The sequence below is a fragment of the Stenotrophomonas sp. SAM-B genome (assembly GCF_013387485.1).
GTDB classification, from domain to species: domain Bacteria; phylum Pseudomonadota; class Gammaproteobacteria; order Xanthomonadales; family Xanthomonadaceae; genus Stenotrophomonas; species Stenotrophomonas maltophilia_AA.
Window position 1 is genome coordinate 232,016 of sequence record NZ_JABBXB010000003.1, and the last position, 25,363, is coordinate 257,378.

General features: G+C 64.3%; 28 protein-coding genes, 1 tRNA gene and 1 pseudogene. 18 read left to right on the plus strand and 12 right to left on the minus strand.

Annotated elements, in window-relative coordinates; genetic code table 11:
- Window positions 1-35: 35 nt before the first annotated feature.
- From pheT to HH110_RS08765, 5 genes are all read left to right on the plus strand, one after another.
- Window positions 36-2,417, plus strand: coding sequence for a phenylalanine--tRNA ligase subunit beta (gene pheT, locus HH110_RS08745; protein WP_176989317.1), 2,382 nt, complete (start codon window positions 36-38; stop codon window positions 2,415-2,417).
- A gap of 26 nt (window positions 2,418-2,443) precedes the next feature.
- Entirely contained in the window at window positions 2,444-2,743 is a 300-nt protein-coding gene (locus tag HH110_RS08750) for an integration host factor subunit alpha (RefSeq protein WP_005410432.1), read from the plus strand.
- Window positions 2,724-3,080 (plus strand): MerR family transcriptional regulator, encoded by a 357-nt coding sequence (locus HH110_RS08755; RefSeq protein WP_019182707.1) that lies wholly within the window; start codon window positions 2,724-2,726, stop codon window positions 3,078-3,080. Before HH110_RS08750 ends, HH110_RS08755 begins: the two co-directional genes overlap by 20 nt.
- Window positions 3,081-3,147: 67 nt before the next feature.
- A tRNA-Pro gene (locus HH110_RS08760) sits at window positions 3,148-3,224 on the plus strand.
- Between the two features lie 94 nt (window positions 3,225-3,318).
- Window positions 3,319-3,798 (plus strand): hypothetical protein, encoded by a 480-nt coding sequence (locus tag HH110_RS08765; protein ID WP_176989318.1) that lies wholly within the window; start codon window positions 3,319-3,321, stop codon window positions 3,796-3,798.
- Here the strand turns inward: HH110_RS08765 and HH110_RS08770 are convergent.
- The 3 genes from HH110_RS08770 to HH110_RS08780 form a co-directional block, all read right to left on the minus strand.
- The gene (locus HH110_RS08770) at window positions 3,791-4,888 is read right to left on the minus strand and encodes a tyrosine-type recombinase/integrase (protein ID WP_176989319.1); all 1,098 of its coding nucleotides are present in this window, start codon (window positions 4,886-4,888) and stop codon (window positions 3,791-3,793) included. The genes HH110_RS08765 and HH110_RS08770 overlap by 8 nt on opposite strands.
- A 5-nt stretch (window positions 4,889-4,893) precedes the next feature.
- Window positions 4,894-5,091, minus strand: a complete 198-nt coding sequence (locus HH110_RS08775) for a helix-turn-helix domain-containing protein (protein WP_176989320.1) — start codon at window positions 5,089-5,091, stop codon at window positions 4,894-4,896.
- A 775-nt stretch (window positions 5,092-5,866) separates the two neighbouring features.
- Window positions 5,867-7,966, minus strand: a complete 2,100-nt coding sequence (locus HH110_RS08780) for a DNA cytosine methyltransferase (RefSeq protein ID WP_176989321.1) — start codon at window positions 7,964-7,966, stop codon at window positions 5,867-5,869.
- A gap of 229 nt (window positions 7,967-8,195) precedes the next feature.
- Between HH110_RS08780 and HH110_RS08785 the strand changes: the two genes are divergently transcribed.
- Window positions 8,196-8,882 (plus strand): hypothetical protein, encoded by a 687-nt coding sequence (locus HH110_RS08785; protein ID WP_176989322.1) that lies wholly within the window; start codon window positions 8,196-8,198, stop codon window positions 8,880-8,882.
- A gap of 254 nt (window positions 8,883-9,136) precedes the next feature.
- Here the strand turns inward: HH110_RS08785 and HH110_RS19425 are convergent, their stop codons facing one another.
- The 6 genes from HH110_RS19425 to HH110_RS08815 form a co-directional block, all read right to left on the minus strand.
- Window positions 9,137-9,640: a hypothetical protein gene (locus HH110_RS19425; RefSeq protein ID WP_241696486.1), complete on the minus strand. Its 504-nt coding sequence runs from the start codon at window positions 9,638-9,640 to the stop codon at window positions 9,137-9,139.
- Window positions 9,637-9,933, minus strand: a complete 297-nt coding sequence (locus tag HH110_RS08795; RefSeq protein ID WP_176989323.1) for a hypothetical protein — start codon at window positions 9,931-9,933, stop codon at window positions 9,637-9,639. The genes HH110_RS19425 and HH110_RS08795 overlap by 4 nt, the downstream gene beginning before the upstream one ends.
- Window positions 9,930-10,121, minus strand: coding sequence for a hypothetical protein (locus HH110_RS08800; RefSeq protein ID WP_176989324.1), 192 nt, complete (start codon window positions 10,119-10,121; stop codon window positions 9,930-9,932). The genes HH110_RS08795 and HH110_RS08800 overlap by 4 nt, the downstream gene beginning before the upstream one ends.
- Window positions 10,118-10,390: a hypothetical protein gene (locus tag HH110_RS08805; RefSeq protein WP_176989325.1), complete on the minus strand. Its 273-nt coding sequence runs from the start codon at window positions 10,388-10,390 to the stop codon at window positions 10,118-10,120. Before HH110_RS08805 ends, HH110_RS08800 begins: the two co-directional genes overlap by 4 nt.
- Window positions 10,391-10,704: 314 nt before the next feature.
- Window positions 10,705-10,854: a hypothetical protein gene (locus HH110_RS08810; RefSeq protein WP_176989326.1), complete on the minus strand. Its 150-nt coding sequence runs from the start codon at window positions 10,852-10,854 to the stop codon at window positions 10,705-10,707.
- On the minus strand, window positions 10,851-11,081 hold the full coding sequence (locus tag HH110_RS08815) for a hypothetical protein (protein WP_176989327.1): 231 nt from the start codon (window positions 11,079-11,081) through the stop codon (window positions 10,851-10,853). Before HH110_RS08815 ends, HH110_RS08810 begins: the two co-directional genes overlap by 4 nt.
- Window positions 11,082-11,325: 244 nt before the next feature.
- On the opposite strand from HH110_RS08815, the pseudogene HH110_RS19430 reads away from it, so the two are divergent.
- Both HH110_RS19430 and HH110_RS19435 read left to right on the plus strand, forming a co-directional pair.
- Window positions 11,326-11,499, plus strand: a pseudogene (locus HH110_RS19430) (DUF4124 domain-containing protein); the annotation flags it as partial.
- 48 nt (window positions 11,500-11,547) lie between these two features.
- Window positions 11,548-11,892 carry a hypothetical protein gene (locus HH110_RS19435; protein WP_241696515.1) on the plus strand — a complete coding sequence of 115 codons (345 nt, stop codon included), beginning with the start codon at window positions 11,548-11,550 and terminating at the stop codon, window positions 11,890-11,892.
- A gap of 22 nt (window positions 11,893-11,914) precedes the next feature.
- Here HH110_RS19435 and HH110_RS08825 read toward each other — a convergent pair whose 3' ends face one another.
- Both HH110_RS08825 and HH110_RS08830 read right to left on the minus strand, forming a co-directional pair.
- On the minus strand, window positions 11,915-12,250 hold the full coding sequence (locus HH110_RS08825; protein WP_202803185.1) for a hypothetical protein: 336 nt from the start codon (window positions 12,248-12,250) through the stop codon (window positions 11,915-11,917).
- Window positions 12,204-12,692: a hypothetical protein gene (locus tag HH110_RS08830; RefSeq protein WP_176989156.1), complete on the minus strand. Its 489-nt coding sequence runs from the start codon at window positions 12,690-12,692 to the stop codon at window positions 12,204-12,206. Before HH110_RS08830 ends, HH110_RS08825 begins: the two co-directional genes overlap by 47 nt.
- 570 nt (window positions 12,693-13,262) lie before the next feature.
- Here HH110_RS08830 and HH110_RS08835 point away from each other — a divergent pair.
- The 7 genes from HH110_RS08835 (at window position 13,263) to HH110_RS08865 (ending at window position 20,135) form a co-directional block, all read left to right on the plus strand.
- Window positions 13,263-13,460, plus strand: coding sequence for a hypothetical protein (locus HH110_RS08835; protein WP_176989329.1), 198 nt, complete (start codon window positions 13,263-13,265; stop codon window positions 13,458-13,460).
- Window positions 13,457-13,987: a hypothetical protein gene (locus HH110_RS08840; protein ID WP_176989330.1), complete on the plus strand. Its 531-nt coding sequence runs from the start codon at window positions 13,457-13,459 to the stop codon at window positions 13,985-13,987. The genes HH110_RS08835 and HH110_RS08840 overlap by 4 nt, the downstream gene beginning before the upstream one ends.
- 49 nt (window positions 13,988-14,036) lie before the next feature.
- Complete coding sequence (locus HH110_RS08845) at window positions 14,037-14,210, plus strand: hypothetical protein (protein WP_176989331.1); 174 nt, start codon at window positions 14,037-14,039, stop codon at window positions 14,208-14,210.
- Window positions 14,211-14,409: 199 nt separating this feature from the next.
- A complete protein-coding gene (locus HH110_RS08850; protein WP_176989332.1) occupies window positions 14,410-15,468 on the plus strand; it encodes a CHC2 zinc finger domain-containing protein in 1,059 nt (352 codons plus the stop codon).
- 171 nt (window positions 15,469-15,639) lie between these two features.
- A complete protein-coding gene (locus tag HH110_RS08855; protein WP_176989333.1) occupies window positions 15,640-17,064 on the plus strand; it encodes a VapE domain-containing protein in 1,425 nt (474 codons plus the stop codon).
- Window positions 17,065-17,493: 429 nt separating this feature from the next.
- Complete coding sequence (locus tag HH110_RS08860) at window positions 17,494-18,051, plus strand: hypothetical protein (RefSeq protein ID WP_176989334.1); 558 nt, start codon at window positions 17,494-17,496, stop codon at window positions 18,049-18,051.
- On the plus strand, window positions 18,048-20,135 hold the full coding sequence (locus HH110_RS08865) for a phage terminase large subunit family protein (protein ID WP_176989335.1): 2,088 nt from the start codon (window positions 18,048-18,050) through the stop codon (window positions 20,133-20,135). The genes HH110_RS08860 and HH110_RS08865 overlap by 4 nt, the downstream gene beginning before the upstream one ends.
- Window positions 20,136-20,458: 323 nt before the next feature.
- Here HH110_RS08865 and HH110_RS08870 read toward each other — a convergent pair whose 3' ends face one another.
- Window positions 20,459-20,698 (minus strand): hypothetical protein, encoded by a 240-nt coding sequence (locus HH110_RS08870; protein WP_176989336.1) that lies wholly within the window; start codon window positions 20,696-20,698, stop codon window positions 20,459-20,461.
- Window positions 20,699-21,097: 399 nt separating this feature from the next.
- On the opposite strand from HH110_RS08870, the gene HH110_RS08875 reads away from it, so the two are divergent.
- The 3 genes from HH110_RS08875 to HH110_RS08885 all read left to right on the plus strand — a co-directional run bounded on the left by HH110_RS08875 (window position 21,098) and on the right by HH110_RS08885 (window position 25,340).
- A complete protein-coding gene (locus HH110_RS08875; RefSeq protein WP_176989337.1) occupies window positions 21,098-22,648 on the plus strand; it encodes a phage portal protein in 1,551 nt (516 codons plus the stop codon).
- Window positions 22,645-24,900 (plus strand): ClpP-like prohead protease/major capsid protein fusion protein, encoded by a 2,256-nt coding sequence (locus HH110_RS08880; RefSeq protein ID WP_176989338.1) that lies wholly within the window; start codon window positions 22,645-22,647, stop codon window positions 24,898-24,900. Before HH110_RS08875 ends, HH110_RS08880 begins: the two co-directional genes overlap by 4 nt.
- Window positions 24,901-24,977: 77 nt before the next feature.
- Window positions 24,978-25,340, plus strand: coding sequence for a DUF2190 family protein (locus HH110_RS08885; RefSeq protein ID WP_176989339.1), 363 nt, complete (start codon window positions 24,978-24,980; stop codon window positions 25,338-25,340).
- Window positions 25,341-25,363: the final 23 nt, after the last annotated feature.

The window sequence follows — 25,363 nt, forward strand, 5'->3', positions numbered from 1 at the left end:
CCAGGCGCCTGCGCCGGGCCCACCAAGGTGACACCATGAAATTCTCTGAAAACTGGCTGCGCAGCCACGTCCCGACCACCGTTTCGCGCGATGAACTCAGCGCGGTGCTGACCGCGATCGGTCTGGAAGTGGAAGAGGTCGATGCGCTGGGCGATGGCCTGCAGCATGTCGTCGTAGCCAAGATCATTTCCGCCGAGCGCCATCCCGAAGCCGATCGCCTGCAGATCTGCCAGGTCGATGCGGGGCAGGGCGAGCACCTGCAGATCGTGTGTGGCGCGCCGAACGCACGGCCGGGCCTGGTCGCCCCGCTGGCGATGGTCGGTGCGCAGATCGGCGACCTGAAGATCAAGCCGGCCAAGCTGCGTGGCGTGGAGTCCAACGGCATGCTGTGCTCGGCCAAGGAGCTGGGCCTGGACACCGATGCCTCCGGCCTGTTCGAACTGCCGGACGATGCGCCGGTCGGCCAGACCCTGGTCGAGTACCTCGGCCTGCCGGACGCCAGCATCGAGATCAAGCTGACCCCGAACCGCGCCGACTGCTTCAGCATCCGCGGCATCGCCTTCGACGTGGCCGCCGCGTGCGCCAGTGAAGTGGTGCCGTTCGACGCCGCCCCGGTGCCTGCCGTGGGCACGCGTGAGCTGGCGATCCGCCTGGATGCCGGTGCCGAAGCGCCGCGTTATGTCGGTCGCGTGATCGAGGGCGTCAACGCCCGCGCCGCGACCCCGCTGTGGATGGCCGAGCGCCTGCGCCGCAGCGGCGTGCGCCCGGTCTCGCTGCTGGTGGACGTCACCCAGTACGTGATGCTCGAGCTCGGCCAGCCGATGCACGCCTTCGATCTGGGCACCCTGCAGGGCAGCATCGGCGTGCGCCGTTCGCGCGCCGGTGAAACCCTGAAACTGCTCGACGGCCGCGACGCCGCGCTGGACGACAGCTTCCTGCTCGTCACCGATGCCGACCGCCCGATCGCGCTGGCCGGCCTGATGGGCGGCTTCGATACGCGCGTCACCGACGACACCACGAACGTATTCCTGGAAGCCGCGCATTTCGCGCCCGCCGCGATCATGGGCCGGGGCCGCAAGCTCGGCCTGCACACCGATGCCGGCCACCGCTTCGAGCGCGGCGTCGACCCGGTGCTGCCGCGCACGGCGATCGAGTATGCCACCCGCCTGATCCTGGACCTGGCCGGCGGCACCCCGGCGCCGGTCACCGAGGCCGTGCGTGAGGCCGACCTGCCGGCGACCGCCACCATCGCCCTGCGCCGCGCCCGTATCGCGCGCGTGCTGGGCATCCAGATCGCCGATGCCGATGTGGAGCGCATTCTGCGCGCGCTGGGCATGGACGTAACCGCGTCCGCCGATGGCTGGCAGGTCACCGCGCCGAGCCGCCGCTTCGATATCGCCATCGAAGAAGACCTGATCGAAGAGCTGGCCCGCATCCACGGGTACGAGCAGATTCCGACCACGCTGCCGGGCGGTGCCTCGCGCGTGGCGATGCCGACCGAGACCCGCCTGGACGACCTCAGCGTGCGCCGCCAGCTGGTCGCCCGTGACCTGCAGGAAACCATCAACTACGCCTTCGTCGATGCCGCGCTGCTCGCGCAGTGGCAGCTGGACGAGGGCCTGGTCGCGCTGGCCAACCCGCTTTCCGCCGAACTGGCGGTGATGCGCCCGTCGCTGCTGCCGGGCCTGGTCGCGACCCTCGGCCGCAACGCCGCGCGCCAGCTGGGCCGCGTGCGCCTGTTCGAACTGGGCCGCGTATTCCATCAGCAGGCCGGCGAGGGCCAGCCCGCCCCGCTGGAGACCCAGCGCGTGGCCGCTGCGATCTGTGGCGATGCCGACACCCAACAATGGGGCCTGCCGACCCGCAAGGTCGACTTCCACGATCTCAAGGGCGACCTGGAATCGCTGGCGGTCGCCAGTGGCGCCGAACTGGAGTTCAAGCCGTCGCAGCGTCCGTATGGCCACCCGGCACGTTCGGCCGAGGTCTACCGTGACGGCGTCAGCCTGGGCTGGATCGGCCAGATCCACCCGCGCCTGGCCAAGGCCATGGATATCGACGTGGACGTATTCGCTTTCGAGCTGGACCTGGCCCCGCTGGCCACCCGCGCGCTGCCGCGGGCGAGCGAGCTGTCGCGGTTCCCGTCGATGCGCCGCGATCTGGCCTTCCTGGTGCCCGAGGCCGCGGCCTGGACTGACCTGGAAGCCACCCTGCGCCGGGCCGTCGGCCCGCTGCTGCGCGAGGTCACCCTGTTCGACCGGTACGTCGGCCAGGGGGTCGAGCCGGGGTTCAAGAGTCTCGCTATGGGCTTGATTTTGCAGGACAAGTCGCGCACTCTGACGGACCGCGACGTGGATGCGGTGGTGGCCGAGGCGGTCTCTGCCATGGAGCGTGAACATCACGCCCGGATCCGCGGCTGAGCGGGAAGCATGGGGGATAGCAGGCAATGGCATTGACCAAGGCGGAGATGGCCGAGAAGCTGTTCGACGAAGTCGGTCTGAACAAGCGCGAAGCCAAGGAATTTGTCGACGCGTTCTTCGATGTGCTGCGTGAAGCATTGGAACAGGGACGTCAGGTGAAGCTGTCCGGCTTCGGGAATTTCGACCTGCGGCGCAAGAACCAGCGCCCGGGTCGCAACCCCAAGACCGGTGAGGAAATTCCGATTTCCGCCCGTACGGTGGTCACCTTCCGTCCGGGCCAGAAGCTCAAGGAAAGGGTAGAGGCATATGCTGGATCCGGGCAGTAACCGAGAACTTCCGCCGATACCGGCCAAGCGCTACTTCACCATCGGTGAAGTCAGCGAACTGTGCGACGTCAAGCCGCACGTGCTGCGCTACTGGGAAACCGAGTTTCCCAGCCTCGAGCCGGCCAAGCGCCGCGGCAACCGCCGCTACTACCAGCGCCACGACGTGCTGATGGTCCGCCAGATCCGCGGCCTGCTCTACGAGCAGGGCTACACGATCGGCGGCGCGCGCCTGCGCCTGGAAGGTGCCGATGCGCGCGAGGAATCGGCGCTGAGTAACCAGATCATCAAGCAGACGCGTATGGAACTGGAAGAAGTGCTGCAATTGCTGCGCCGCTGAACCATTTTTCACGCAAACCCGTTATACTCGTCGGCCCGCTGAGAGGCGGGGACATTGCCAGCATCATCGGGGCGTAGCGCAGCCTGGTAGCGCATCTGCCTGGGGGGCAGAGGGTCGTCGGTTCAAATCCGGCCGTCCCGACCAAACTGGTAATAAAAACAAAGGCCTACGCAGCGATGCGCGGGCCTTTTTTTTGCGTCACCCTATTCTCCCCCTATTCTCCCCCTATGGACCCGCTATGGCTCTGCTGTATCGAGGCGTCTCGAAGGTGCTTGACTCTCAGAACGGCGGCAAGCTCCTGCCGCGCGGCACCAAGTCTGAAGTCGCGATCTTGGCGGACGGGGAATTCTTGGCCGATGGGACTTTCTTCGCTTCCTCGACGGTCGAAAATGCCGCCCGGCTGCACCGCAAGATCTCGGGTTCGCACGGCGGCAGCTATGTCTCGTTCACTACTGATAGAGAAGTGGCGCTTCAGTTTGCGACCAACCGGTTCAGCGAGTCTGGCTGGATATACGTGGTTGACGACCAGCTTCTTTCGGCTCATGACGTGATCGCTTGGGTTGGAGAAGACGCCGAGTGGGCTGAAGAGGCTGAGGTCTCACTGTCGACGAAGGATGGGAAAGTGCTTCCGGCCGGGATTGTGGTGGATCGCTACGAGGTCGATCGAAAAGGTCGTCGCTTGGTCAGCCCTGAGCAAAACGCGGACCTGACTATCTGACGAGTACGCTCCCTGTCTGCACTTCCTGCCATGGTGTGTCGTGGCCTTCGAGATAGTGCTCTGTCATCGATGTAGAAGAGTGGCCCATAAGGCCCTGCACCTGCTCGATCGCCCAACCAGATTCGCTCAGCAAAGCACCGCCCAGGCTGCGGATTTCGTGGAAGCTCGGCGGGTTGTCGCCCTTGATGCCGGCCGCTTCGCGCGCGTCGAGAAATGCTCGCGTCACCTGCTCGGGCATGACTTGCGTGTGGTGCTGCCGCGCTGCTGCGCGCTTGTTCGACGGCCTTGCGCGATCGGGAAGGCGATGCACCACGTAGGGCGACAGCACGGTGTCGCGTGCCTGGGCGAGCAAGGTGGACAGCTCGTCGCCGATCCTGATCTTCAACTTCACCAGCGTGCTGCCCTCGGTTTTCTGCGGGACCACCCACAGGAAGCCATCGCGCACGTCGGAGAACTTCAACGACACCACGTCCTCGCGGCGCAGCAGCGTCACCAGTGACAGGTCCATAGCCAGCCGCAGCCACGGCTCGGCCTTTTCCCAGATGGCCGAATAGGCCTCCTTCGTCAGGCGCGCGCGCTTGCGCTCGTGCTGGAACCGGCGCGTGGCGAGGACCGGGTTGGTGTCGATCCAGCCCTCCTGCACCGCGCAGGCCATGATCCAGCCAAGTACCAGACGGAACTGCTGGCGCGCGCGGTCGGACTCGGTGACACCGCGGATGAACTCCGCGCAATCCTTGACCGTGACCTCTTCCACCGGGCGGCTGCCGATGCCGGCCTCGGTGCGCCGGATCACGCTTTCGTAGACCTCTGCGGTCTTCGGTGCCCAGTTGCGACCGGGCACGTCGTCGCGTCGGAACACGGCGATCGCGTCGGCCACGGTCTCGCGCGAGCCTATGACTTTGTCGACCAGGTCGTTACCGGGCAACAGCATGGCGTTGAGCTTCTTGGCCGCGGCGAACGCCTTTGCCTGGTCCCGGCCCATGAATGTCTCGCGCTTGGTGACCGGGTGGCGGTATTTGAATCCGCCCTTGTTGGGGTAGAGATTGTCGGGCCAGCCTTGCCGGCCGGCGCTGCGCTTGCGTGGTGACATTGTTCCTATCCTGCTTTCAGTACCCGCTCGACCAGGTTGTCCCCGTCGGCGAGCCATGCGTGTTCGTCGATGAACCAGGTGCCGCCCACCTTTTTTGCGGGGATCTTTCCATCTCGAAGCCAGCGCTGGAGTGTGGGAAGACTTGGCCGACTTGCCTTGTCGAAGTACCGATCTAGCCATTTTTCTGTGGTCATCAGGTGCATTTTTTCTCCTTCGGACCATTGCCTCCGTTGCGACCGGCGGTATGAGGCTGCGCGTTCATATCTGATGGATCAGCCGCGACTCTGCGTGCGGAAAGCGATAGCATCAGAGCAGTCATCCGCTGACTCTGGTGTGGCTTATGGCAATTCCGCCCCCAATCCCGCACGGCAGGCAGTCTTTTCACCTTCGCTCTTGGCAGGACTTGGTAGCCAAGCTCAGTTTTGAGATTGAGGAGTTCGACCGCACCAGGTTGATTGACCGCGACCCGGAGTTCAGGACATTTCGAGCAGTCAATGGAGCCGTCACTGCATGGCACATCGGAGACTGGCTTTGGGACTGGATGACTAGGCATCAGCCGCAGTATTTCGTACCCGCAGCGGAACACGTTGGAATATCGATTCTTGCGGAACACGATTCGGCGAGAATCGCTGCATTGCTTGCGAAGGGGATGGCGACAAAGCACCGGGATTTGGCAATCTGCCGAACTATCACCAACGCATACAAACACGTGAGAAGTACTCGATTTCCCGATGTCCTCACGACGCATCCGGTTCACGTCTTGCAGGTTGTTCGAGGGACAGACAGGGCTGCGGGCGAGTCCTGGCACGATTTGAGAGTCTTCTCGGATGGGCAAGTACACGAAATTGCCGATGTGTTGAAGGGAGCGGCGGCTTCGTGGACCTCGCTTTTTATGCACTGTGGCCTCTGGACCGTCCGCGACGGCTGGATTGTGGAGACGCGTCCATAAATCCACGTCGATCATGGGAACAGTAGTTTTCATGCAGCGTCCGCGAGTCGTGCTGCTGCCGGGTCCAGATTGGCCTCGGCCAGTGCGCGCAGCGGCGGCGGGCTGACGCTGTTGCCGACCATGCGCACGGCTGCGCTGGTGGTCAGCGGGGTGCCGTTCGCCGTGCGGTCGATGATGTAGCCCACCGGGAAGCCCTGCGCGCGGTACAGCTCGTGCGGCTTCAGCATGCGCAGGCCGATATCGACGATGACGTAGGGGGTGCCCTTGATCACCACCGTGACCAGCGCCAGCCGGTCCTTGGTGGTGATGGTGTCGGCCGGGTCGGTCAGGCTCGGCACGTTGGCGCCGGTGCCGTAGTACTTCACCAGGAAGGCGGCCACGCGCAGTGCGCCTTCCTGATGCTCCGGCGACAGCTGGGCAAGGTCTGCGGTTACCAGCTGCTGCTGACTGCCGGTGGCGGTGATCGTGTTGACCGGGTTGCGTGCATCGCGCCCGCCGCCCTCGTAGAAACCACCGTTGGCCTGCTCGAGGAAGGCGGTAGCCACGCAGTGGTGTTCGGCCTGCGCGGCAACTGTGGAAAGCGGAGCGCGCGCGTCTGCGCCGACCATGTTCCTGCGCAGGGTGACCAGGCTGGCGGCAGCGATGCCCAGCGCGTGCGCAGCGCCTGCAGGCCGGGCCGCGCCAGCACCCGATGTGATCGTGGGCACCGGATCGGTGACCGGCGTGCCGATGCTGTCACCCTGGAACTTCACGAGGTGCGGCGCCGCGATCGCGTGCTTGATGCCACCGGCCACAACCGTGCCCAGCGGCTGCTGCAGGTCCAATGCACGCGGTGCTTGGCCGGCGCGCTCGCCGTAGCCAGTCTGCACCAGCACCGGCGCCACCAGCGCGGTGTCCGCCTTCGCGGTCATGGTGTACAGGGGATCAGCGCCAGAGCGCGGCTCCGACTGGCCGGCCCGGCCGCCAACGCCGGCAAGGATCGGCGTGACCACGGAGAAGTGGCCGCCCTTCACCCCGGCGCAGACGGTACGCAGTGGCTCGTCGGCTCGCATGGTGCCCAGCGAATGGCTGCTGTTCGCGTGCTCGGCAATGAACGGGGCAAGCTCGGGCATGGCCAGCATCAGCTCGCCGCGGTGTGCAGCGGTGATGGTGCGCAGCGGCTCGTGCACGCCATGGACGCGGTCGGCACCCTGGTGGGTCACCGGCACAATGAACGGGTCCGCCGACTGGATCACGTGGCGCACGGTGCCCTTGGCAATGCGACGCATGGTGGCGTCTGCCAGTGGCCGCTTCCGCCCGAAGATGGACGGGCAGGGGATGCTGAAGTCCAGGCAATCGGCGGCGGATACGCGCGGCTGCTGGCCCGGCGCGGTGCCGTGGCTTGCCGCCGGCCACACGATCGGCTCGCCGTCGCGGCGGCCGAGCAGGAACAGGCGTTCCCGGCTGGTGCCGGCGCCGTAGTCGCTCGCCACGAGCTTGCGCCATTCGACCGCGTAGCCCAGCGCACGCAGCGCGGCGACGAACTGCCGCCAGGTGCGGCCGGTGCGGCTCTTGTCCGGCACCAGCTGCTGATGCTCGACCGGCACGCGCTCGCCGCGCGCTGCGGCGGTGCCGTCCATCTTCAGGACGCGACCGGTGGTCTTACAGCGCTTGGCGATCAGCGGGCCCCAGGTCAGGATCTGCCACACGTTCTCCATCGAGAAGATGCGCGGCGCGGTGTTGGTGCCGTTGACTAGGTCAGCGCGCAGCAGCATGCCAATCCACTTCAGCACGACCCACGACAGGGCGCGGGTCTTCCGGCTGCGCGGCTGGCCGCCCTTGGCCTGGCTGAAGTGGGTGCAGTCCGGAGACGCATGGAACCAGCCGATCGCGCGGCTGGCCACGTCTACGCGCGGGTCCGCATGCCAGATGTCTTCGCGGTGGTGGCTGGTGAGCGGGTGGTTCGCCGCGTGCATGCCGATCGCCAGCGCGTCGTGGTTGTAGGCGAGCGCCGGGTCTTGGCCCAGCGCCTGCTTCAGCGCCTCGCTGGCGCCGCCGCCGCCGGCGAATAGATCGACCACGATCTCACCGGCGCGCAGGCGCGAGCGCTGCGGTAGCGGGAAATTGAACGAGCGGGAGCCATCAGCCATGGGGGCAGTCCTTGTGTTCGCTATCGGGGCGCAGTCGGGTGCGACGGTGGAGTGGAGGCTTAATGGTGGCTAGGGAGGCGAGCTTAGTCGCGTCGCGGCTAGGCACAGCTCTAGTTGTGCGGCGCACAGATTCCTTTCTGCTGTCACCCTGCGGAGTACCACTTACTAGGCTACGTTTGATCGCGTGCGTGGGGTGACGAGGCCGGACGTAGTTCATGACAGAATCGGCATGAAGATCGGGGGTGCAGAGATGACTAAGCGACGGATTGTTGAGCTTTTGGTTAGCCCATGGTTTCTGGCACCCCTTTGCTTCGGGAGCGGAGCTGGACTTGCAGTTGCAATCCTGGGGGTACCGCTTCTCTGGACACCAGAGGCGGCAGGTTGGGCATCTGCCATCGGAACAAGTGCGGCAGCCATTGTTGCTTTGGTGGTCGGGGTAGTGCCTGAGATCAATCGCCGACGCGAAATGGAAATCAAGTCCTTCGCGCAAATGCACGTAACTGAGTCCTCCTTGGAAACTCAGCTCTTGCATGTCAGTGTGGCAATCGAGCACGCACGACAAGAGTTCTTGGATGCTGCGGCTCGGAGAGCGATATTTGCCGCCATGGAGAAGTTCGATCCAATGCCCGTGGCTGCGCTCCTCAACTTCCCCGAACACCTCGGCCCAGGAGTACTCGGCAACACTTCGCGTTGTGTCGTGGATATGAACCGCGTCGACGCGTTGATGCGTACCTTTCGAAGTGTCCCCTCCGAAAGTGTGATCGAAGGCGGAGAGTGGCTGACAGGGGTACTGGTTAGTGCATACCTCTCGATGGATGACGCGCGGAGTGCATACAGCGTGGCGCTTGGCCGCAAGCCGTCGCGTTTGCCCGAAGTGCCGGCGGAGGTGATCGCGGCACGTGCTGCGAATGAGTGAGATCGCCGATACCCCCCCGATCAGCGTAGTTTCGAAATCGTTCACCTGGACGCGCAGCCGGGGGAGTGCAACGCGCAGCGCGACAATCATGCTTCGGCGAGCGTCCCCGTGATAGAAGTTCAGGCTGACGACGTGCGCCACGCAGCTACGGTCGCGAGGGAGTAATCGATAGACGAACCCGAAAAGACCCATCGGGAAACGGCCCCAAGAGAGCCCGTCAAGCTTCTTCGGCGAGCGCCGCGCCACCAAGCGGCTCATGGGTGGCCTCGTTGCGCGGTTGCCTGCGCCAGCCGTTGGCTGCCGGAGGCGTCATTGATCTCGCGGCGGGTCATCTCGCGACGGGTTGGGGTATTGCCCAGGACTTCGACCTTACCGCCGGCGCGCCGGAACGCGGCAAGCTGATCGGCGATTTCGGCGCGATCCCGGTCCTTGTGCTGGACCGTGGTGCTGTTGTGGCTGCCCGTGGGCACCGAGCGCATCACACGCGCGGCAGCGGCCCGAGTCGGCTGCACACGTGCATCTGGGGCACGCATCAACCTGTGCATGGTGGGCGTCAGCATCCAGATCCTGTCACCCCTGTTGATGCTGGCTTGCACCTGACCGGTATCGCACATTACCGCCAGCGAACTTTTGAGTTGCTTGGTGGAGCAGTCGATGCCGGCAGCGAGAAGCTGCTCGGCGGTTGCGCCAGCCGGGCGATCGAGCAGGAGTGCCCGGATTGAGGCGGCGCGGCCATGGCGTTGAATCTTGGCGGTCATGCAATTTCCTTGGGGGTCTGGTCGCGCACGGTCACGCCTTGTCGATCGAGCCAGCGACGGGCCGCCTGCAGCGACTTCTGAGAGAGGGGGTAGTGGCCTGCGCCTATCCGCAACTGACGGCCACGGACGGTCGCGGTGCGCCCCTTAGCAGCCGAGACCTCGGTCGGGACGGCGCTGTAGGGGCTGGCATACAGCCCGGCCCACAGCCAGCCCGCGCAGACCATCAGCACCAGGGTGGTGCCATGGCTGCCAGTGGGGAACGAATGCTCAACGGGGAGAGCCGACGCTTTCATGCGGCATCCGCCTGGTCAGCAGAGGCGCGATATGAGGCAGCGAGCACATCCCATTGCGACGCGAAGCGCCGCAACGTCTCTGCCAGCTCTTCATGGTCGACCATGGACTCGGCATCGGCTTCCACGCGCAGTGCCGCGGCGTATGCCGCCTTGGCCTCGGCAACCTTGAGGTAGTAGTCGCGGGTCATGGGGCCCCCGCGCTGAGGCGTGCCTGCTCGACCAAGGCAGTGGCTTGCGCCATGCCCGATTTGGTCAGCGTGGCCTGCGTCGGAAAACTTGGGTCGTCGTAGTCGATCAATGCGCGCTCGTAGAGCCAGTTGGTGACCCGCCGCGTAAAGACCTTAGCGGGCTGCCTGGTCGAGCAGAAGCCGCCACGGGTGCGCTTCAGCACATGGCCGGCCGCAGCGAAGGCAGTAACGAGCGCGGCACGCTCCAAGGGTTTGAGTGGTGCAGCCATTGCGTTCTCCAGGTCAGGCGGCGTGCTGTGCAGGCAGGCGCGCCAGCACGGCGGCGCGGGCACGGGCAAGGTGGGAAATTGGGATCAGCTGCGATGCCAGATCCGGATCGGTCCAGCGCAGCTCGGCGATCGCGAGGGACTCACTCGGTACCGTTGCTCTCTGGCAGAGATGGCACTCGAAGTGCAAGAGGGCCGGCACAGGTGCGCCGAGCTGGTGGCCTGCCGGCGCACCAGTAGTCGTCACGATTTGCGGGCGGTGCCTTGGGCGGCACAGCGGTACAGAGGCGGGGGCAGGGCGGGAAGTCTGCATGGCATCACCCACGAACGCTGGAGGACGCCGCCCAGCGCGCCTGATTGGCGTCGCGGTCGGCGTGGGCCTGGCTGATCTCCACCAGGCGGAGAGGCACGACGATGGCTGCCACAGCGCCGACGAGGGCCCACGCGATCCGGTACCGGCGGTTCATGCCCGCACCTCGGCTGCCATATCGCGCGATTCGGCTTCAACGCGGCGGGCGGCAACCCCCATGCGGCGCGATCGGCGCAGCTGGTTACGGCTGTGCTCGCCAGCGCTGCGGGCTCGCAGGACGTTGGCGCGGGTGTGGTCGCGGGCGGCCTGCGCCAGCAGGCACGAGGCGGCCTGGGGCAGCAGCGGGGCCTTGGGCAGGGAGTCGGCAGCGGTGCGGTAGGACATGGCGCTCTCCGTAGAAAAGGAGGGCGCCGGCGGGCCTATTGCCTGGGGAGGGGCATCTGCGGCTCAGCAGGGGAGGGCTGGAGCGCAGTGACGACCCGCCGGTCGCCCGTCGGCTGGGGTGCCGACGGTGCGATTTATCTCACAGCTAAATCATCAACGCAATAGCTGTCAGCTAAATTGATGGTATTGGGCTGTTGGACCCTAGGCGCGATAATGCAGGTAGTCAGGGAGAGTGGGGTGCAGGATGCGGATCTGGAGCGTGTTTGTAGCGTTGCTGGCAGTTGGGCTGACCTCAGCGCCGGCGGCAGGCCAGGTTTACAAGTGCAAAGGGCCTGGCGGAGAGACGGTCTATGCTCAGAATCCCTGCGGCAGCTCCGCTGAGCAGGTCAAGCTGAGATCGACTCGCCCCGCGACCCGATCAGATGCGGAGCTGGCGAACCGAGAGGCTGTCTTCCGCTCAACGGATATGACCGATATCGCCATCGCTGAAAGAAACTGCCTGTCGTCCGCAAATTCCAGCATTTTTGGCCCGGTGAACAGTCGAGCTGCCGATTACCAGCGGCAGATCGCGGCGCTCCATAGCGAAGCAGCTACCGCAAAGAACAATCTTGCTGGTGCGACGTTCCAGGCAGGCATTCGCAATCAGATTGCCGCCCTGCAAAGTACGTTGAGCGCTGAGCGGCTAGGGGCCGATAGTGCGATGGCCGCTTCTCGGCAGCGCTGCGCAGACGAAAGGCGCAGCAAGGAAGCGGCCGTCAGAAGTGTCTATGACGCGCGTTCCGACGGTGCGCGGCCAGCGGCTGGGCACTAAGCGCCAGCCGCGAAAAACAGCTTCAGTCAGCTGCAGGAATCGCCACGTTACGGATCAGTCCCGCCTCTTCAATCGAAACGCCTTCGACGCAACACTCGCGTGCGTACTCCATCTCGCGGTGGAGCTGCATCAGGTCGGCGTCCTCAAGGCAGTCAATGCTTGGCAGGTTGAAAGTTGCCTGTGCGATCAGGCAGCCCAGATTGTAGTGATCGCGCAGCCAGCGAATCCTTCGCAGAATTGAGTCCCGGGTGATGCCGTCGATCAGGGTTGGCCGCGGGGTAGTGATCACCCGCAGGCGTGGCTGTGGATCCTTACGCCTTTCGACGCGCTGCGCGATGATTTCCGCTAGCGCTTCCATGGACCCCGGTTCCGGTGCCTTCTTCTTCTGCGTTTCCATTCTTCTCCCTAAGTCGATCGGCAAGCGCCTTGCTGAAATCGATCAGGTTGTCGGGTGTGACCGTAACCTCACCTCGCCTATACAGATACTCGTACGCATACGCCAATGGCGTGCCGTCGAGTTCATTGTCGAAGTCGTAGATGTCGAGATTTGAGAAGGTCAGCCTCAACAGCCTGAGCGCGGAGGCGATGATCTCAGGGTCTATTCGCAGGGGCTGAGATGACTGATTGCTGCTGCTCTCAGCACCGCGCTCGTGCGCGACGTCCATCCACCCGTGCGCGAGAGAGCTCAAGCGTTCGATCTTGCGCGCAACGTCGTCACCCATCTTCTTCCCGCCCAAGAGCTGGTTGAGATAGGAGGGGGACATGTCCAGGCGGATCGCAACCGCCTTTTGAGTACCCAAGGCGGCTGCTAGTTGATCAACTAGGGTCCGAAGGTTGTGCTGGCGGGTACTGGTTACGTCCATCGCGTAAGAGTAGCTAGGGGCTAAAGCCCCGTGTTTCGCCACCAGCTTGACAGCATCGTTTAGCTCTGGGCTAAATATGCCCACATGGACCTCCTAACCTTCATTTCAGATTCCGAGCGGAAGCGTCGCCTGGCAGCGCTGACGGGCGCGTCCGAGGGCTACCTTTGGCAGTGCGCCACCGGCTGGCGGGGTAAGCGCACCAGTCCAGAGCTTGCCCAGAGCATTGAGCGCGCATCTTCGGCCATCGGTGCCGAGGTGGGTGTCGAGGGGGTCTTGCGATGCGACCTTCGCCCCGACATCTGGCCTCCAGGGGAGGCCGCATGAGCGTCTCTGCGATCCCGCTCGAGTCTGACCTTTCAAATGGAGAGGTCGGGTGCCTGGTGGACATCTCCCTCATTGACACCCGTCACCCCGACGGTATTGCGCTCTCTGTTGATCAGTGGGTGGCTTTGCGTGAGCAGCGACAAGCCGTAGGGCGACCGCTTCATTGGTGGGAGGTGGCGTCCCATGGGTAGGGAGCGCGCACTCCGGGGTGAAGAACACTGCGACCACGCCGCCAACGCCCCGATTGACATCGAAGGTGCGAAGCGCGCTGAAGCGCATGCGGTGCTGGAAATGGATGATCTCGCTCATGGCCTGCATCTTGTTGCAGCGGATGGGCTCGGCGAAACGATGAAATGCAGTCTGTTTCAGGGTGACGCATGACGTGCCAACGATCTGACCTCTACTGGCGGGATGCGCTCTACAACGCCGTGTCGAAAGCGCCGGGCAACGTCCAGGCAGCAGCGGCCTACCTCAGCGACCGCCGCGGTAAGGGCATCACGGGCGAGACCCTGCGCAAGAAGTTACGTGGTCTGGCGGGTGAATCGCTGTCGATGGAGATGGCAGAGATGCTCACCGAGTACCTCCAGCAGTTCGTGGACACCGCTGAGCTGGCAACCGATTGGATCGCCTCGCTCGGCGGTCAATTCAACCTGATGGTGGATTTCGTGCCACCGCCGCCCGAGGGCGGCTGGCCCAACGAGCTGGAAGCGCTGCAGAACAAGCTGCTGCAGCTGCATGCGATGACCGGCCGGCTCTCGGGCACGACTCTCGAGGCGGTTGCTGACGGTGATCTGAGTGTCAGCGAGGCAGACGGGATGCAGGACCTGACGCGCAGCATCCGAACGCTCTGCTTCCGCCTGGAGCGCAACGCCTGCAGGGCGGCCAAAAAAGCGGTGAGCCGTGAATGACGTGGCTACCTTCCGCGCACCCCGGGCACGGTACAGGCGACGAGGAAAGATGAGCGCTGCTGCCTGCCGTGCGATGGAAGAGGCTGCCCGTGCGCTGACTGACGCCGTGCCCGCGCTTGTCGGCGACGAAGCGATGGCGGAGCGCGAGCGCCTGCGTCGCGAGGACGAGTTGAGGGCTACTGCCCAGCGCGAGCTGGACCTTGGGGGTAAATCGTGGGCGTGAGTTGCTGCCTGCTCAAGGCCCTCGATATCGGCCGTAAGCCGCGCTCAGAATGGAAGGCCTCAATCGAGGCGCTGCCGACGACGTGTCCGCACCCTGGCGTCTGCACTGGCGACGTCGGGTGCCGTGAGCGCATTGCTGACTACATGCGCATGCAGTGGAACATGGCTGCAGCCCGCGCGGCACGCAAGGGCGGGCGATCATGATTCACAACGGCATCGATGTCGAAGCGATCAAGAACGCCGTGGATCTCGATGAGGTCATTGGAAGGTATGTGAAGCTCCGGCGTACCGGCAGGGAATCCACCGGCCTGTGCCCGTTCCATGAAGAGGGATCCCCTAGCTTCACGGTCAACCCTGCAAAGGGATTCTTCCATTGCTTCGGTTGTGGCGCCCACGGTGATGCCATCGGTTTCATTCAGAAGATCACCGGCCTCGATTTCAAAGAGGCATGTGCGCAGCTGGGCGGCCACGAGTTCGCGCCGGCCTCTCCGACCGCCCGAAAAGTGGTGGAGCAGCCCTTGGAGGTGAACTGGGTGCCCTTGCTGCCGGTCCCTGAGGCCGTGCCGCCGCTGATGGCTGGCGGGGAATGGACTGTGCCGATCTGGAACCCGAAGAACGGGAAGCTCCGCCGAATGAAGCCGACTCGGGTGGACGCCTACCGCGACGCCGAGGGGCGTCTGCTTGGGTACGTCCTGCGCTGCGAGTTCGTCGAGCAGTCCTCGCAGAAGCTCAAGAAGTGGACGCCGCAGGTAACGTGGTGCGTCGGTCCTGACGGCCAGCAGCAGTGGTGCCTGGTCAAGTTCCCAACACCGCGCCCTCTGTGCGGCCTGGACGCGCTTGCGGCCAAGCCGGATGCGCCGGTACTGATCCCCGAAGGCGAAAAATGCCGCGCGGCTGGCGCTGGCGCGTGGGCGGGGTACGCCGCACTGACCTGGGCTGGTGGCGGCAATGCCGTCGGCAAGACCGACTGGTCGCCAGTGGCAGGCCGTGATGTCGTGCTTTGGCCTGATGCAGACCCTGCAGGCCGGAAGGCAATGCTGGGCTGGCACAACGACGCGGGCAACTATGTCCCGGGCGTAGCGCAGCTCTGCGCACGCGCTGGGGCGAAGTCGATCCGGATGATCGACGTGAGCGGGCAGCCCGACGGCTGGGATATCGCCGACGCACTCGAGCTGGACAAGTGGACGCCGCGGCAGCTCGCAGCCTGGGCGGCTAATCGCGTCGTCGAACTGAATGTGGTGGCACCCGATGTCACGTAACGGCCGCCTGTTGGAGCGCATCAAGTACTCGGACCGGGAGCTGGCACGGCTGTATCGCCTCGCTGCCAAAGCGGCCATCGAGAACCCTTACGAATCCTCGCGCGCTATACGCCGCGAGCGTGCAAAGGCGTATCTGCGCATCGCGCGAGGACATAAAAAGGCAATACGGGGATGACAGAGCCGAAGCGTAAGAGATTGACCGTGGTCGACGGTGGCCGCGGTGCGCCGCCGCCAGGCGGTGGTGGGGTAGATCCGGAAGCATGGAAGATCAACCTGACGTTCAACCGCGACCACAACGTCGAGGGGACGCTCCACAACCTGATCCTGATCATGGAGAACGATGAGCGGCTGGCAAAACTGTTCTGGCTCAACGACTCCAGCAACCAGGTGAAGCTGGAGCGGGATCCGCCGTGGAGTGGTGGTAGCCGGGAAGAGTTCATTGACACGGACGCATATGAACTTTCCGCGTGGCTGCAGCACCCTGACCGATACCGGATGAAGTGCAGCGATGACCTCGTGCTGAAGGCGGTGATCGCGGTGGCACGACGCTACAGGCGCCACCCCATCCGCGAGTACCTCACTGCGCTGGAGTGGGATGGCGTGCCTCGCGTTGAGCGGATGCTCACGGTCATGTTCGGCGCGCCGGACAATGCATATAGCCGGCGCGCAGCGCAGTGCTTCATGGCGAGTGCCGTGGCGCGCTTGCTCTGGGTAGATCCGAAGCAGCCGTTTGTCGGCGCGCAGGTTGACTTCATGCTGGTGCTCGAAGGCGAGCAGGGCAAGCAGAAGTCCAGCGGCCTGCGCGCAATCTTCGGGAGCCAGTGGTTCGTCGAGACCAGCGAGTCACCTAGCGGCAAGGACTTCTACCAGGTGATCCAAGGTGCCTGGGGCGTAGAGATCGGCGAGATGGACTCCTTCTCCAAGGCGGACGTGACCAGCGTAAAGACCGCCATCACCAGGCGCGTCGACAAGTTCAGAGCGCCGTACGACCGCGTTCCTCGCTCGTACAGGCGTGAGTGCGTACTCACCGGCACGACCAATGAGCATCAGTATCTGCGCGATCCGACGGGTGGCCGGCGCTTCCTGCCGGTCAGGACGGAAGGGCAGGTGCGCATCGATCTGATCACCGAACAGCGCGATCAGTTGTGGGCTGAGGCCGTCCAGCTGTTCGAGGGTGGCTTCGACTTCTGGGTACTGCCCGAGGACGCCAAGGAAGAGCAGGCCGCGCGGTACGTCGGCGACAGCTGGGAGGGCAGGGTGGAGGCGTGGGTGGAGATGCGAGCCGACACGTCCAAGTATCCGACACGCCTGCAAATGGCTACGAGGCTCGGCTGGGCGACCACCGATGACCTGTTGACCTTCGCTATAGGGCTGGATGCCGGCAAGCACGGGAGGCCGGAACAGATGCGTGTGGCAGCAATCATGAAAACGCTGGGGTGGGAGAGCGCGAGGCGGCGCTGGCCCGAGGGTGGTCGCGAGCCCCGCTGGTTTCGGGTTGGTGAATCTGTCGATGACTGGATGGCGAGCGCCAGCCAAGGCAAGGCGAGCGGCAGCCAGGGCAAGCATGCGGAGGTGGGTGATGGCCCTGACTTCTGACCAGACCTCGGCAGGATCGTCCGGACCTGTCCTAACCATTGACCAGACCTTGACCCTTGCAACGCAAGGCCGTCCCGACCGTCCAGACCTTTTCGCGCGCGTGTACATGGAAGACCACCCCATCAAACCAATCTCAAAACCTCTCAACAGGCATGGACAGTCTGGACATTTAGGACAACTCAACAGCCCCAAGGGTTTGCGCTGTCCAGACCTTGCCTCGATGGTCGGGACGGTAAGGACGGGCGGGATGTTCCACGCGAATCCAACGACGGGCGCGGCGGCCGGCCGCCCGTCCCATCGGCAGGCCCCCTCGGCGCGGGTCCTCCTGGCCCGTGGGAATTGCGGGCCACCAAGCGCGCGATGCTCGAACGTGTTTCTGGTTCTGAGTTTGGTTCCGATGGAACTAGGGGGTTCCGCATGAGTTCCGAAATGGACCTGATGACCGTTGCCCAGTACGCAGAGCACCGCGGGGTCAGCGATTCGTACATCCGCCGCATGCGTCGCGAGGGCAAGTTGGTCTGCGACGGCAAGGCGATCCGCGTCCAGGCCAGCGACAACCTGCTGAATGACGTGACGCACCCGCTGCGCGGCGGCGATCGCACGCCTGGCGCGGAAAGCCCGGCTGCCGCCACTGCTGGCGTTCTCTCCCCCTCCGGCGGGCCGAGTGTGCAGGAGGCGCATCGCCGCGAACGGCTGGCGCGGGCGCGTATGGCAGAGCTGGAGCTGGGGGAGCAACTCAACGAGCTGACGCGGACGAAGGGCGTGGAGCGCGCTGTGTTCACCCTGGTGCGCCAGGCGCTTAACAGCATGATGAACCTGCCGAGCAGGCTGCGATCGCAGCTGGCCGCAGAAAGCGAGCCGCGCAAGGTAGAGGCGATGCTGGAGGATGAGATTCGCAAGATCGCCGAGAAGATGCAGAAGGACGCCCAGGCACTGTTTACCGGTGCCCCTGCTGAGCCTGCTCCGCTGCAGCAGGCCGCCGAATGAGCCTCGACCTGATTGCGCATGATGTGGTGCTCGCAGATCCGCAGAGGGTCGTTTGTTCCGCTTGGGAGAAAGCCTGGACGTTGCCGCCACGGCAGACGGTCAGCGAGTGGGCCGATGCAAATCGAATCATCGCCAAGGGCGCGGGTGCCGAGCCCGGTGAGTGGCGTACGGCTAGAAACCCGATCCTCCGCGAGATCATGGATTGCCTAAGCGACCATTCGCCGATCCGAATCGTCGACTTCATGAAGTCAGCCCAGATCGGTGCCACCGAGATCGGCATCAACTGGACCGGGTACGTGGTTGATCGCGGCTCAGATTCGATGATTGTGGCGCAGCCGGTAAAGGACCTCGCCCGCAGCTGGGTGCTGTCGAAGTTCGATCCGGCGGTGCTAGAAATGCCCGAGCTGCGCGCCAAGTTCGCTACAGACAACACGCTGGAGAAGCACTTCCCCGGTGGCACGCTGTGGGCAATCTGGGCCAACTCCAGCAACCAGCTGCGCCAGCGCACCGCTCGCTACATCTTCATGGATGAGGTGGACGAATACCCGAAGGACCTGGGCGGTCAGGGGCCGGCCGACCAGCAGCTGGAGGCGCGCGCCAGCTCCTACGGCGACCGGGGCAAGGTCTATCGCGCCTGCACCCCAACGATCGCAGGCGCCAGCGCCATTGAGGCCGGCTACCAGGCAGGGGACATGTGCGTCTACGTGGTTCAGTGTCCCGAATGTGGCGGTGAGCAGACGCTCGACGTGGAGCGTCTGCAGCCGGATGGGACGTTTGCCTGCGAGGTGAGCGGCTGCGTGATCCACGAGCACCACAAGGACACGATGCTGGCTGAGCGGGGTTTCGGCGGGACCGCGTACTGGAAGCCGACCAATCCGGCGGCCGACCCCTATCACCGCAGCTTCCACGCATGGGCCGCTTATGCGCCCTTGGGTCTGGGGCCGTCATGGAAGGATCTGGCTGACGCGAAGGCAGAGGCCGATCGCGATCCGAACAAGATGGCTGGCTTCTACAACCTCAAGCTGGGTCTCCCCTTCGAAGGCGAGCGGCAGCAGCAGGATTCTGAGGAGGTCGCGAAGCTGGCCGAGCCGGGTGTGCACAGGGGCATCGTTCCGCCTGGTGGATTGGTGCTCACGGCAGGCGTCGATTTCCAGCACGACCGCGCTGAGGTCCAGGTGATCGCTACCGGTCGCGGGCAGCGACGCTGGATTGTGGACTACGCGGTAATCGACCTGGATCCAACGATCCTGGAAACGTATGACGCGCTGGATGGGTACCTGAAGGGAACGTGGCGCACAGCGAAAGGAATTGAGATGGGCATTTCTGCGGCAGCGCTGGACGGCGGCAACTGGACCGAGACCGTGGCGCAGTTCGTCAAGAAGGCGGTGGGCAACTCTGGCTCCAACCGAATGATCGAGACTCCGCTTGGCTTCATCAAGCAGGCTGTCTACTTGGTGCGTGGTCGTGCGGAGAAGAAATCGGACCGTGCCGTCTACCGCCCGGCCAAAACCGAGGTCAACCACCGTGAAAAGACAGTGGCCCGCAGCATTGGTGTGTGGGGTGTCGGCACGTCCGTGCTCAAGCACATGGTCTACGGCTGGCTGACGGCCGCGCTGGGTGCAAAGGATGAGGCTGAGCGGGAGGGTGCAGACGAAAACCTCTCAGTGCGTATGCTGCGCTTCCCTGGTGGACGTGGCGATGAAGTGCACGATCCGCTTAACCCCGATCCGGGTGCGTTGCCGGCCCGCTACTTCAAGGGCTTGACGGTGGAGTACTTCGATCAGGACGCGGGTGCATGGATCAAGCCGAAGGGAGCAAGGAACGAAGAGCTGGACACCGTCGTCTATGCCATCTGGGCTTCGCTCGCCCCCGCGGTAAAAGCGGACGTCATTCGCGACTCGCAATGGGCTGCGCTTGAGGAGCAGTATCACCCTGTGTCACATGGGCTGTTTGACCAGCCTTCGGATTTCCGTGAAACATCGGCGGTTGCGCCTGCGCCCGTTGTACCGGCCAAGCCAATGCATGCGCCAGTGGTATCGCCTCGATCTGCAGGCATCGCAGCACGCGATGGATGGGGATTCTAATGGCCCGTCGTAAGGAGGCTGAAGATCAATTGCGGGACCGCATTCTGATCAAAATGCGCGAAGACATCGGCATCAGCGAGGCTATGGCACAACCTTTCGTTGAGTCAGTCATGCGATGTTTCGCAGGGGAGAGACTCTATTTCCCTGCTATGTCGCGAGCGTATCCGGTCGAAGAAATTCGAATGCTCTTGGAGCGCGGGACTACAGCCAGCGCTGTATGTCTAAAGTTCGACCTGTCCCGACGGCAGTTGAACAGACTCTTCCCTGGTGGAATTCCCAGGGCAAGGGGCGGCGCCTGACAAGGCGCCGCCAGCTTTCCAGCATCAGTCCGGCTTGGATCGGTCCAGTCTGACCATCGCGGGGTCGAGCTTCATGAGCTTGCCCTCCGCATCTTCTACGAGCGCGTAGGTGACCGCGAAATAGTTGTTGCCTTCATCGGTGATCGTGTCATTGACAAGGCCGTGGAAGATACCCGGATGGTCCTTGTATGCATACTGATACTGGCAAACGATAGGCGTCTTTCCCAGCACAGCTGATTCAAGCGTTTTTACGTCATTGGTCATTTGGAATTCCTTTTTCGGGATGCGCAGATTTATTGCTGAGGTCTGCGTAGGGAGTTTGACAGCTTAAGCAAAAGCTGGCGCGCGTGAGATGGCAAGTCATTGAACGTTAAGCGCTTTCTGCGGCTTGCTAGCCCGGTTTTGGCGTTACTTGGCGCGCGCACCTCTTCAAAATATGTGCATGACAACTGCACAGCAAATGCTCGGACACTACGCACAGGCGGAGATCGCCGTGCTGAAGGGGCAGAGCGTTCGCTTCGGCGAGCGGCAGCTGACGCACGCTGACCTGGCTGAAATTCGAAAAGGCCGCGCTGAGTGGCAAGCGGTTGTTGACCGTGAGGCAAACGGGGGCCGTCGCCGTCGGGCGGGTTGGGCTACTGCGGACTTCGGCGGTTCCACCTGATGGCATCCGCATCGATCGCCCGTCAACGCTTGCTGACCACCACCGCTGCAGATCGCGCAGATCACGCAGATCGCGCAGTACGCGCCCCGGCGGCGGTCCCCGTTGAAGCCCGTGCCCACGAGGTGACCCGCCCGTCGCGCAGCCGGAAGCTCGCCCGTGACTGGGGCAGCGGCGGCGCTATCGCTGGCATGGACGCCCGCCAGCTGAGGGATCAAGCGCGGCACCTCGAGCGTGATCTGGATCTGGCGGACAACGCCCTGAACGTTCTGGTACAGAACACGGTCGGCTCTGGCATTGATGTTCTGGCTTCCCCGCGCTTGCCGGGCCAAGCGATCAACCGCGACCTGGCACTGCAGCTCGATGATCTGTGGGACGAATGGTGGGACCGTCCGGAGGTCACTCAGACGCACGACTACGGCGCATGTCAGCAGCTGCTGGCACGGAGCTGGTTTCGCGATGGCGATGTGTTCTATCAGGACCTGATCGGCTTCGTGCCGGGATTGGCACATGGCAGTGGCGTCCCCTACAGCATCGAGATGCTGGAGGCGGATCTGGTGCCTCTTGAGTTCAGCGACCCCTCCCGAAACATCCTGCAGGGCGTCGAGAGAAACGCCTGGGGCCGCCCTGTCGCATTCCATGTCTACAAGCAGCACCCGGGTGATCCCTCCGGTAACCGGCTTGAGACGAAGCGGGTCTCTGCTGACTTCATGCATTGCATCGCCAACCTGAGCCGGCTGCACCAGGTACGCGGACTCAGCGTGTTCGCCAGTTCCATGTCCCGCTTCGAGGATGTGAAGGACTACGAAGAGTCGGAGCGGATTGCGGCCAAGGTTGCTGCCTCGATGACCTTCCAGATCAAGAAGGGCGAGGGCAGCATGTTCGGCGGCGCTGACGGGCTTGGTGGTCGTGTGCTGATGCAGGACGGTGCTCCGGTTCGCGAACTCCGCATGGCACCTGGCGCGATCTTTGACGATCTGCTGCCGGGCGAGTCGATTGAGAGCCTCAGTTCCGATCGGCCCAACCCGAATGCCGCGACCTGGCGCAAAGAGCAGTTGCGCGCCGCCGCCGGCGGTATCGGTGTGAGCTATTCCAGCCTCTCGCTGGACTACAACGGCACGTACTCGGCTCAGCGACAGGAGCTGGTGGAGAAGTGGGGCAGCTACCTGATGCTCGCCGAGCGTTTCATCGCGATGAGCATTCGCCCACAGCGGCAGCGCTTCATTGAAGCGTGCGTACTGGCAGGCAAGGTCAAGTTGCCGCGTGGCTGGACGCTGCGCCACTTGGCCGCGTCCACCTACGTGCGGCCTGTCATGCCGTGGATCGATCCGCTGAAAGAAGCCTATGCCAAGGGTGAGGCCGAGGACCGGGGCTGGGTCAGCCCGCAGCAGAACATCCTGCAGTACGGAAACAACCCGATCGACGTGCTGCGCCAGCGAGAAGACTGGCAGCAGCAGGCCGCCGAAATCGCGCCGACGGCGCCCAATACCAGCGCAGAGGCCCGGGCACAGGTGCTCGGCTCGCTGACGCGCGATCTTTCCAGGAGCGAATGACCATGCGTGGAGTGAGCCTGTTGGCAAGCACCATCAACCTTTCCATCACCGCCGACGCTGGCCCGGACTGCCAACTGGGGCCGTGCCTCTTCCAGGTGCACGCCGAGGCTGACACTGCCGAAGTCATGATCTATGGCGCCATCGGCGGGTACCTCTTCGAGGAATCGGTGTCCGCGCTGGATCTGGTGGAGCGCATCGGGCAGATCACCGCCTCGACCATTCACGTCCGCCTGAACAGCGTGGGTGGCGTCGTCACCGACGGTATGGCGATCTACAACGCCCTGAAGTCCCATCCGGCCCGCACCGTGGTGACTGTTGAGGGGCAGGCCGCCTCCATCGCGTCGCTGATCCTTCAGGCGGGCGATGAGCGCCGTGTCTTCGCCAGCTCGCTGGTCATGGTGCATGGGCCGCGCACCGTCGCGGCTGGCACTGCCACGACCTTCCGTCAGAACGCTGAGGCGTTGGACGCCCATGCGGCAGCGATGCTTGAGGCATATGCCTCTCGTTCGGGCCGCCGTGAGGACATGGAACGGCTGCTCACCGATGACGCCGATCACTGGTACTCGGGTCCGCAGGCGATCGAGGCCGGCCTGGCCGACGTGGTGGTAGATGCCGATCCTGGTGCCAGCGCCCGCTGGCAGGCCGCCTCGGCAGTCGCCGTTACCGGCTATCTCCAAGCAATCGAGGGGGCTGGTGCGCCGGTGACCGCCCAGCTGCGTCGCCACATCGTTGCCAGCCTCTCCCCGCAAACCTTCGCCTCACTCCCTGAGGTAAGCCAGTCGGCCGTGATCGGCCATATCGAGGATCCCACCATGAAACAGCAGTACGCCACCATCCTCGCCAGTGCCGGTCTCGCGACCGCCGCAGCGGCGGGCAATACCGCAACTCCGGCCGTAGCTCCCCCAGCTCCCGCAGCTCCGGCGCCGGCGCCCGTCACTGCCGCTGCTCCCGCGGCAGATCCGGTAGCGGCGGCGATGCTCGCGCTGCGGACGCGTAACACCGAGATTCAGGCGATTGCGCAGACACACATGGGCATCCCGGCCGTGGCTGAGTACGTCAATGGAATCATCGCCGCGGCAGACATCAGTGTGACCGCCGACAACGCCGGCCGTCACATCCTGGCGCTGCTGGGCTCCAACGGCCGGCCCCTCAACGGCAATGCTGGAATCGTTCCGGGCGGTGATCAGCGCGACCTGACCCGTGCCGCCATGGCGAACGCCATCGAGGCCCGCGCCGGCCTGGTGCAGGCCACCGATGGCAATCCGTTCCGTGGCATGACCATGGGCGAAATCGCGCGTGCATGCGTCCAGGCCACCGGAACGAACGTGAACGGCATGGACCGCATGCAGATCGTGGGCATGGCTTTCACGCACAGCACCTCGGACTTCCCGGCACTGCTGGGCGACGCCTCGCGCCGCGCTGTGGCGCAGGGCTACCAGGAGGCGGAGGAGAACTTCGACCAGTTCACCCGCGCGGTGAACGTGCCGGACTTCAAGCCGACCAATCTGGTGGGTCTGGGTGCGTTCTCGGATCTGGACATCGTGCCGGAGGGCAGCGCGTACAAGCAGGGCACCTTCAGCGAACAGTCGCAGGCGATGAAGATCGTCACCTACGGCAAGCTGTTCACCATCACCCGCCAGGCCATCATCAACGACGACCTGGGCATCTTCAGCGATGTGCCGCGCAAGATGGGCCAAGCTGCCCGCCGGACGCTGGCGAAGGCCGTCTTCGACCTGATCAACAGCAACCCCCGCTTGGCCGACGGCAAGCTGCTTTTCAGCGCGGATCACGGCAACGTGCTGCCTGCCGCGCTGATCAGCACGGAAAGTGTCGGTGCCATGCAGGCCGCAATGCGTCTGCAGAAGGATAAAGACGACAATCTGATCCAGGTTCCGATGAAGGGCCTGCTGACGCCGGTGGCGCTGAATCTGCGTGCCCGCGCCGTGCGTGACTCCGAGTACGCCGTTGGTGCCGGTGTCGGTGAGAAGGAGCCGAACACCGTGCGCAACACCTTCGAGGTGTGGGACCACGGCCGCCTGGACCAGAAGGATCCCAAGGCGTGGTACGGCCTGGCAAACCCCGCGTTCGTTGACGGCATCGTCGTCGGCTATTTGGACGGAAATCAAGCCCCGTACCTGGAGCAGGAGCAAGGCTTCACGGTTGATGGCGTGGCCTGGAAGGTCCGCCTGGACGCTGCGCCGGCGATCGCCGACTACCGCGGCATCTACAAGAACCCGGGCAATCCGACCTGAGCCTCCGCCACATTTGAGCGCGGCCGGGTTGCCGGTTCGCGCCCAAGCGATATCCCTTTCGATTTGAGGAAACAGTCATGAAGAACGCACATCAGGACGGCCGCGTGCTGGACGTGGTGCTGGACAAGGCGGTCAAGAGCGGCGGTGTCGTCGCGAAAGGCAAGCTGTTCGGTGTCGCCGTCACCGACGGCGGAATCGGCGACCGCATCGCGGTCCACGTGGAGGGCGTCTTCCGCCTTCCGAAGCTGGCAACCGCAGTCGTTGCGAACGGCGCGGCGGTCAACTGGTCCAGCGCTGACGAGCGGGTGATCGTCGCAGATGGCGGCGCGGCGGACTTCAACGGCTTCGGATACGCCGTGGAGCCGGCGGCGAACGGTGATGCTGAGGTGCTGGTTCGCCTGACGCCGGGCACCGCAGCGACCGGTACCGGCGGCGCATAAGGGTTAGCCCACCACCGCACACA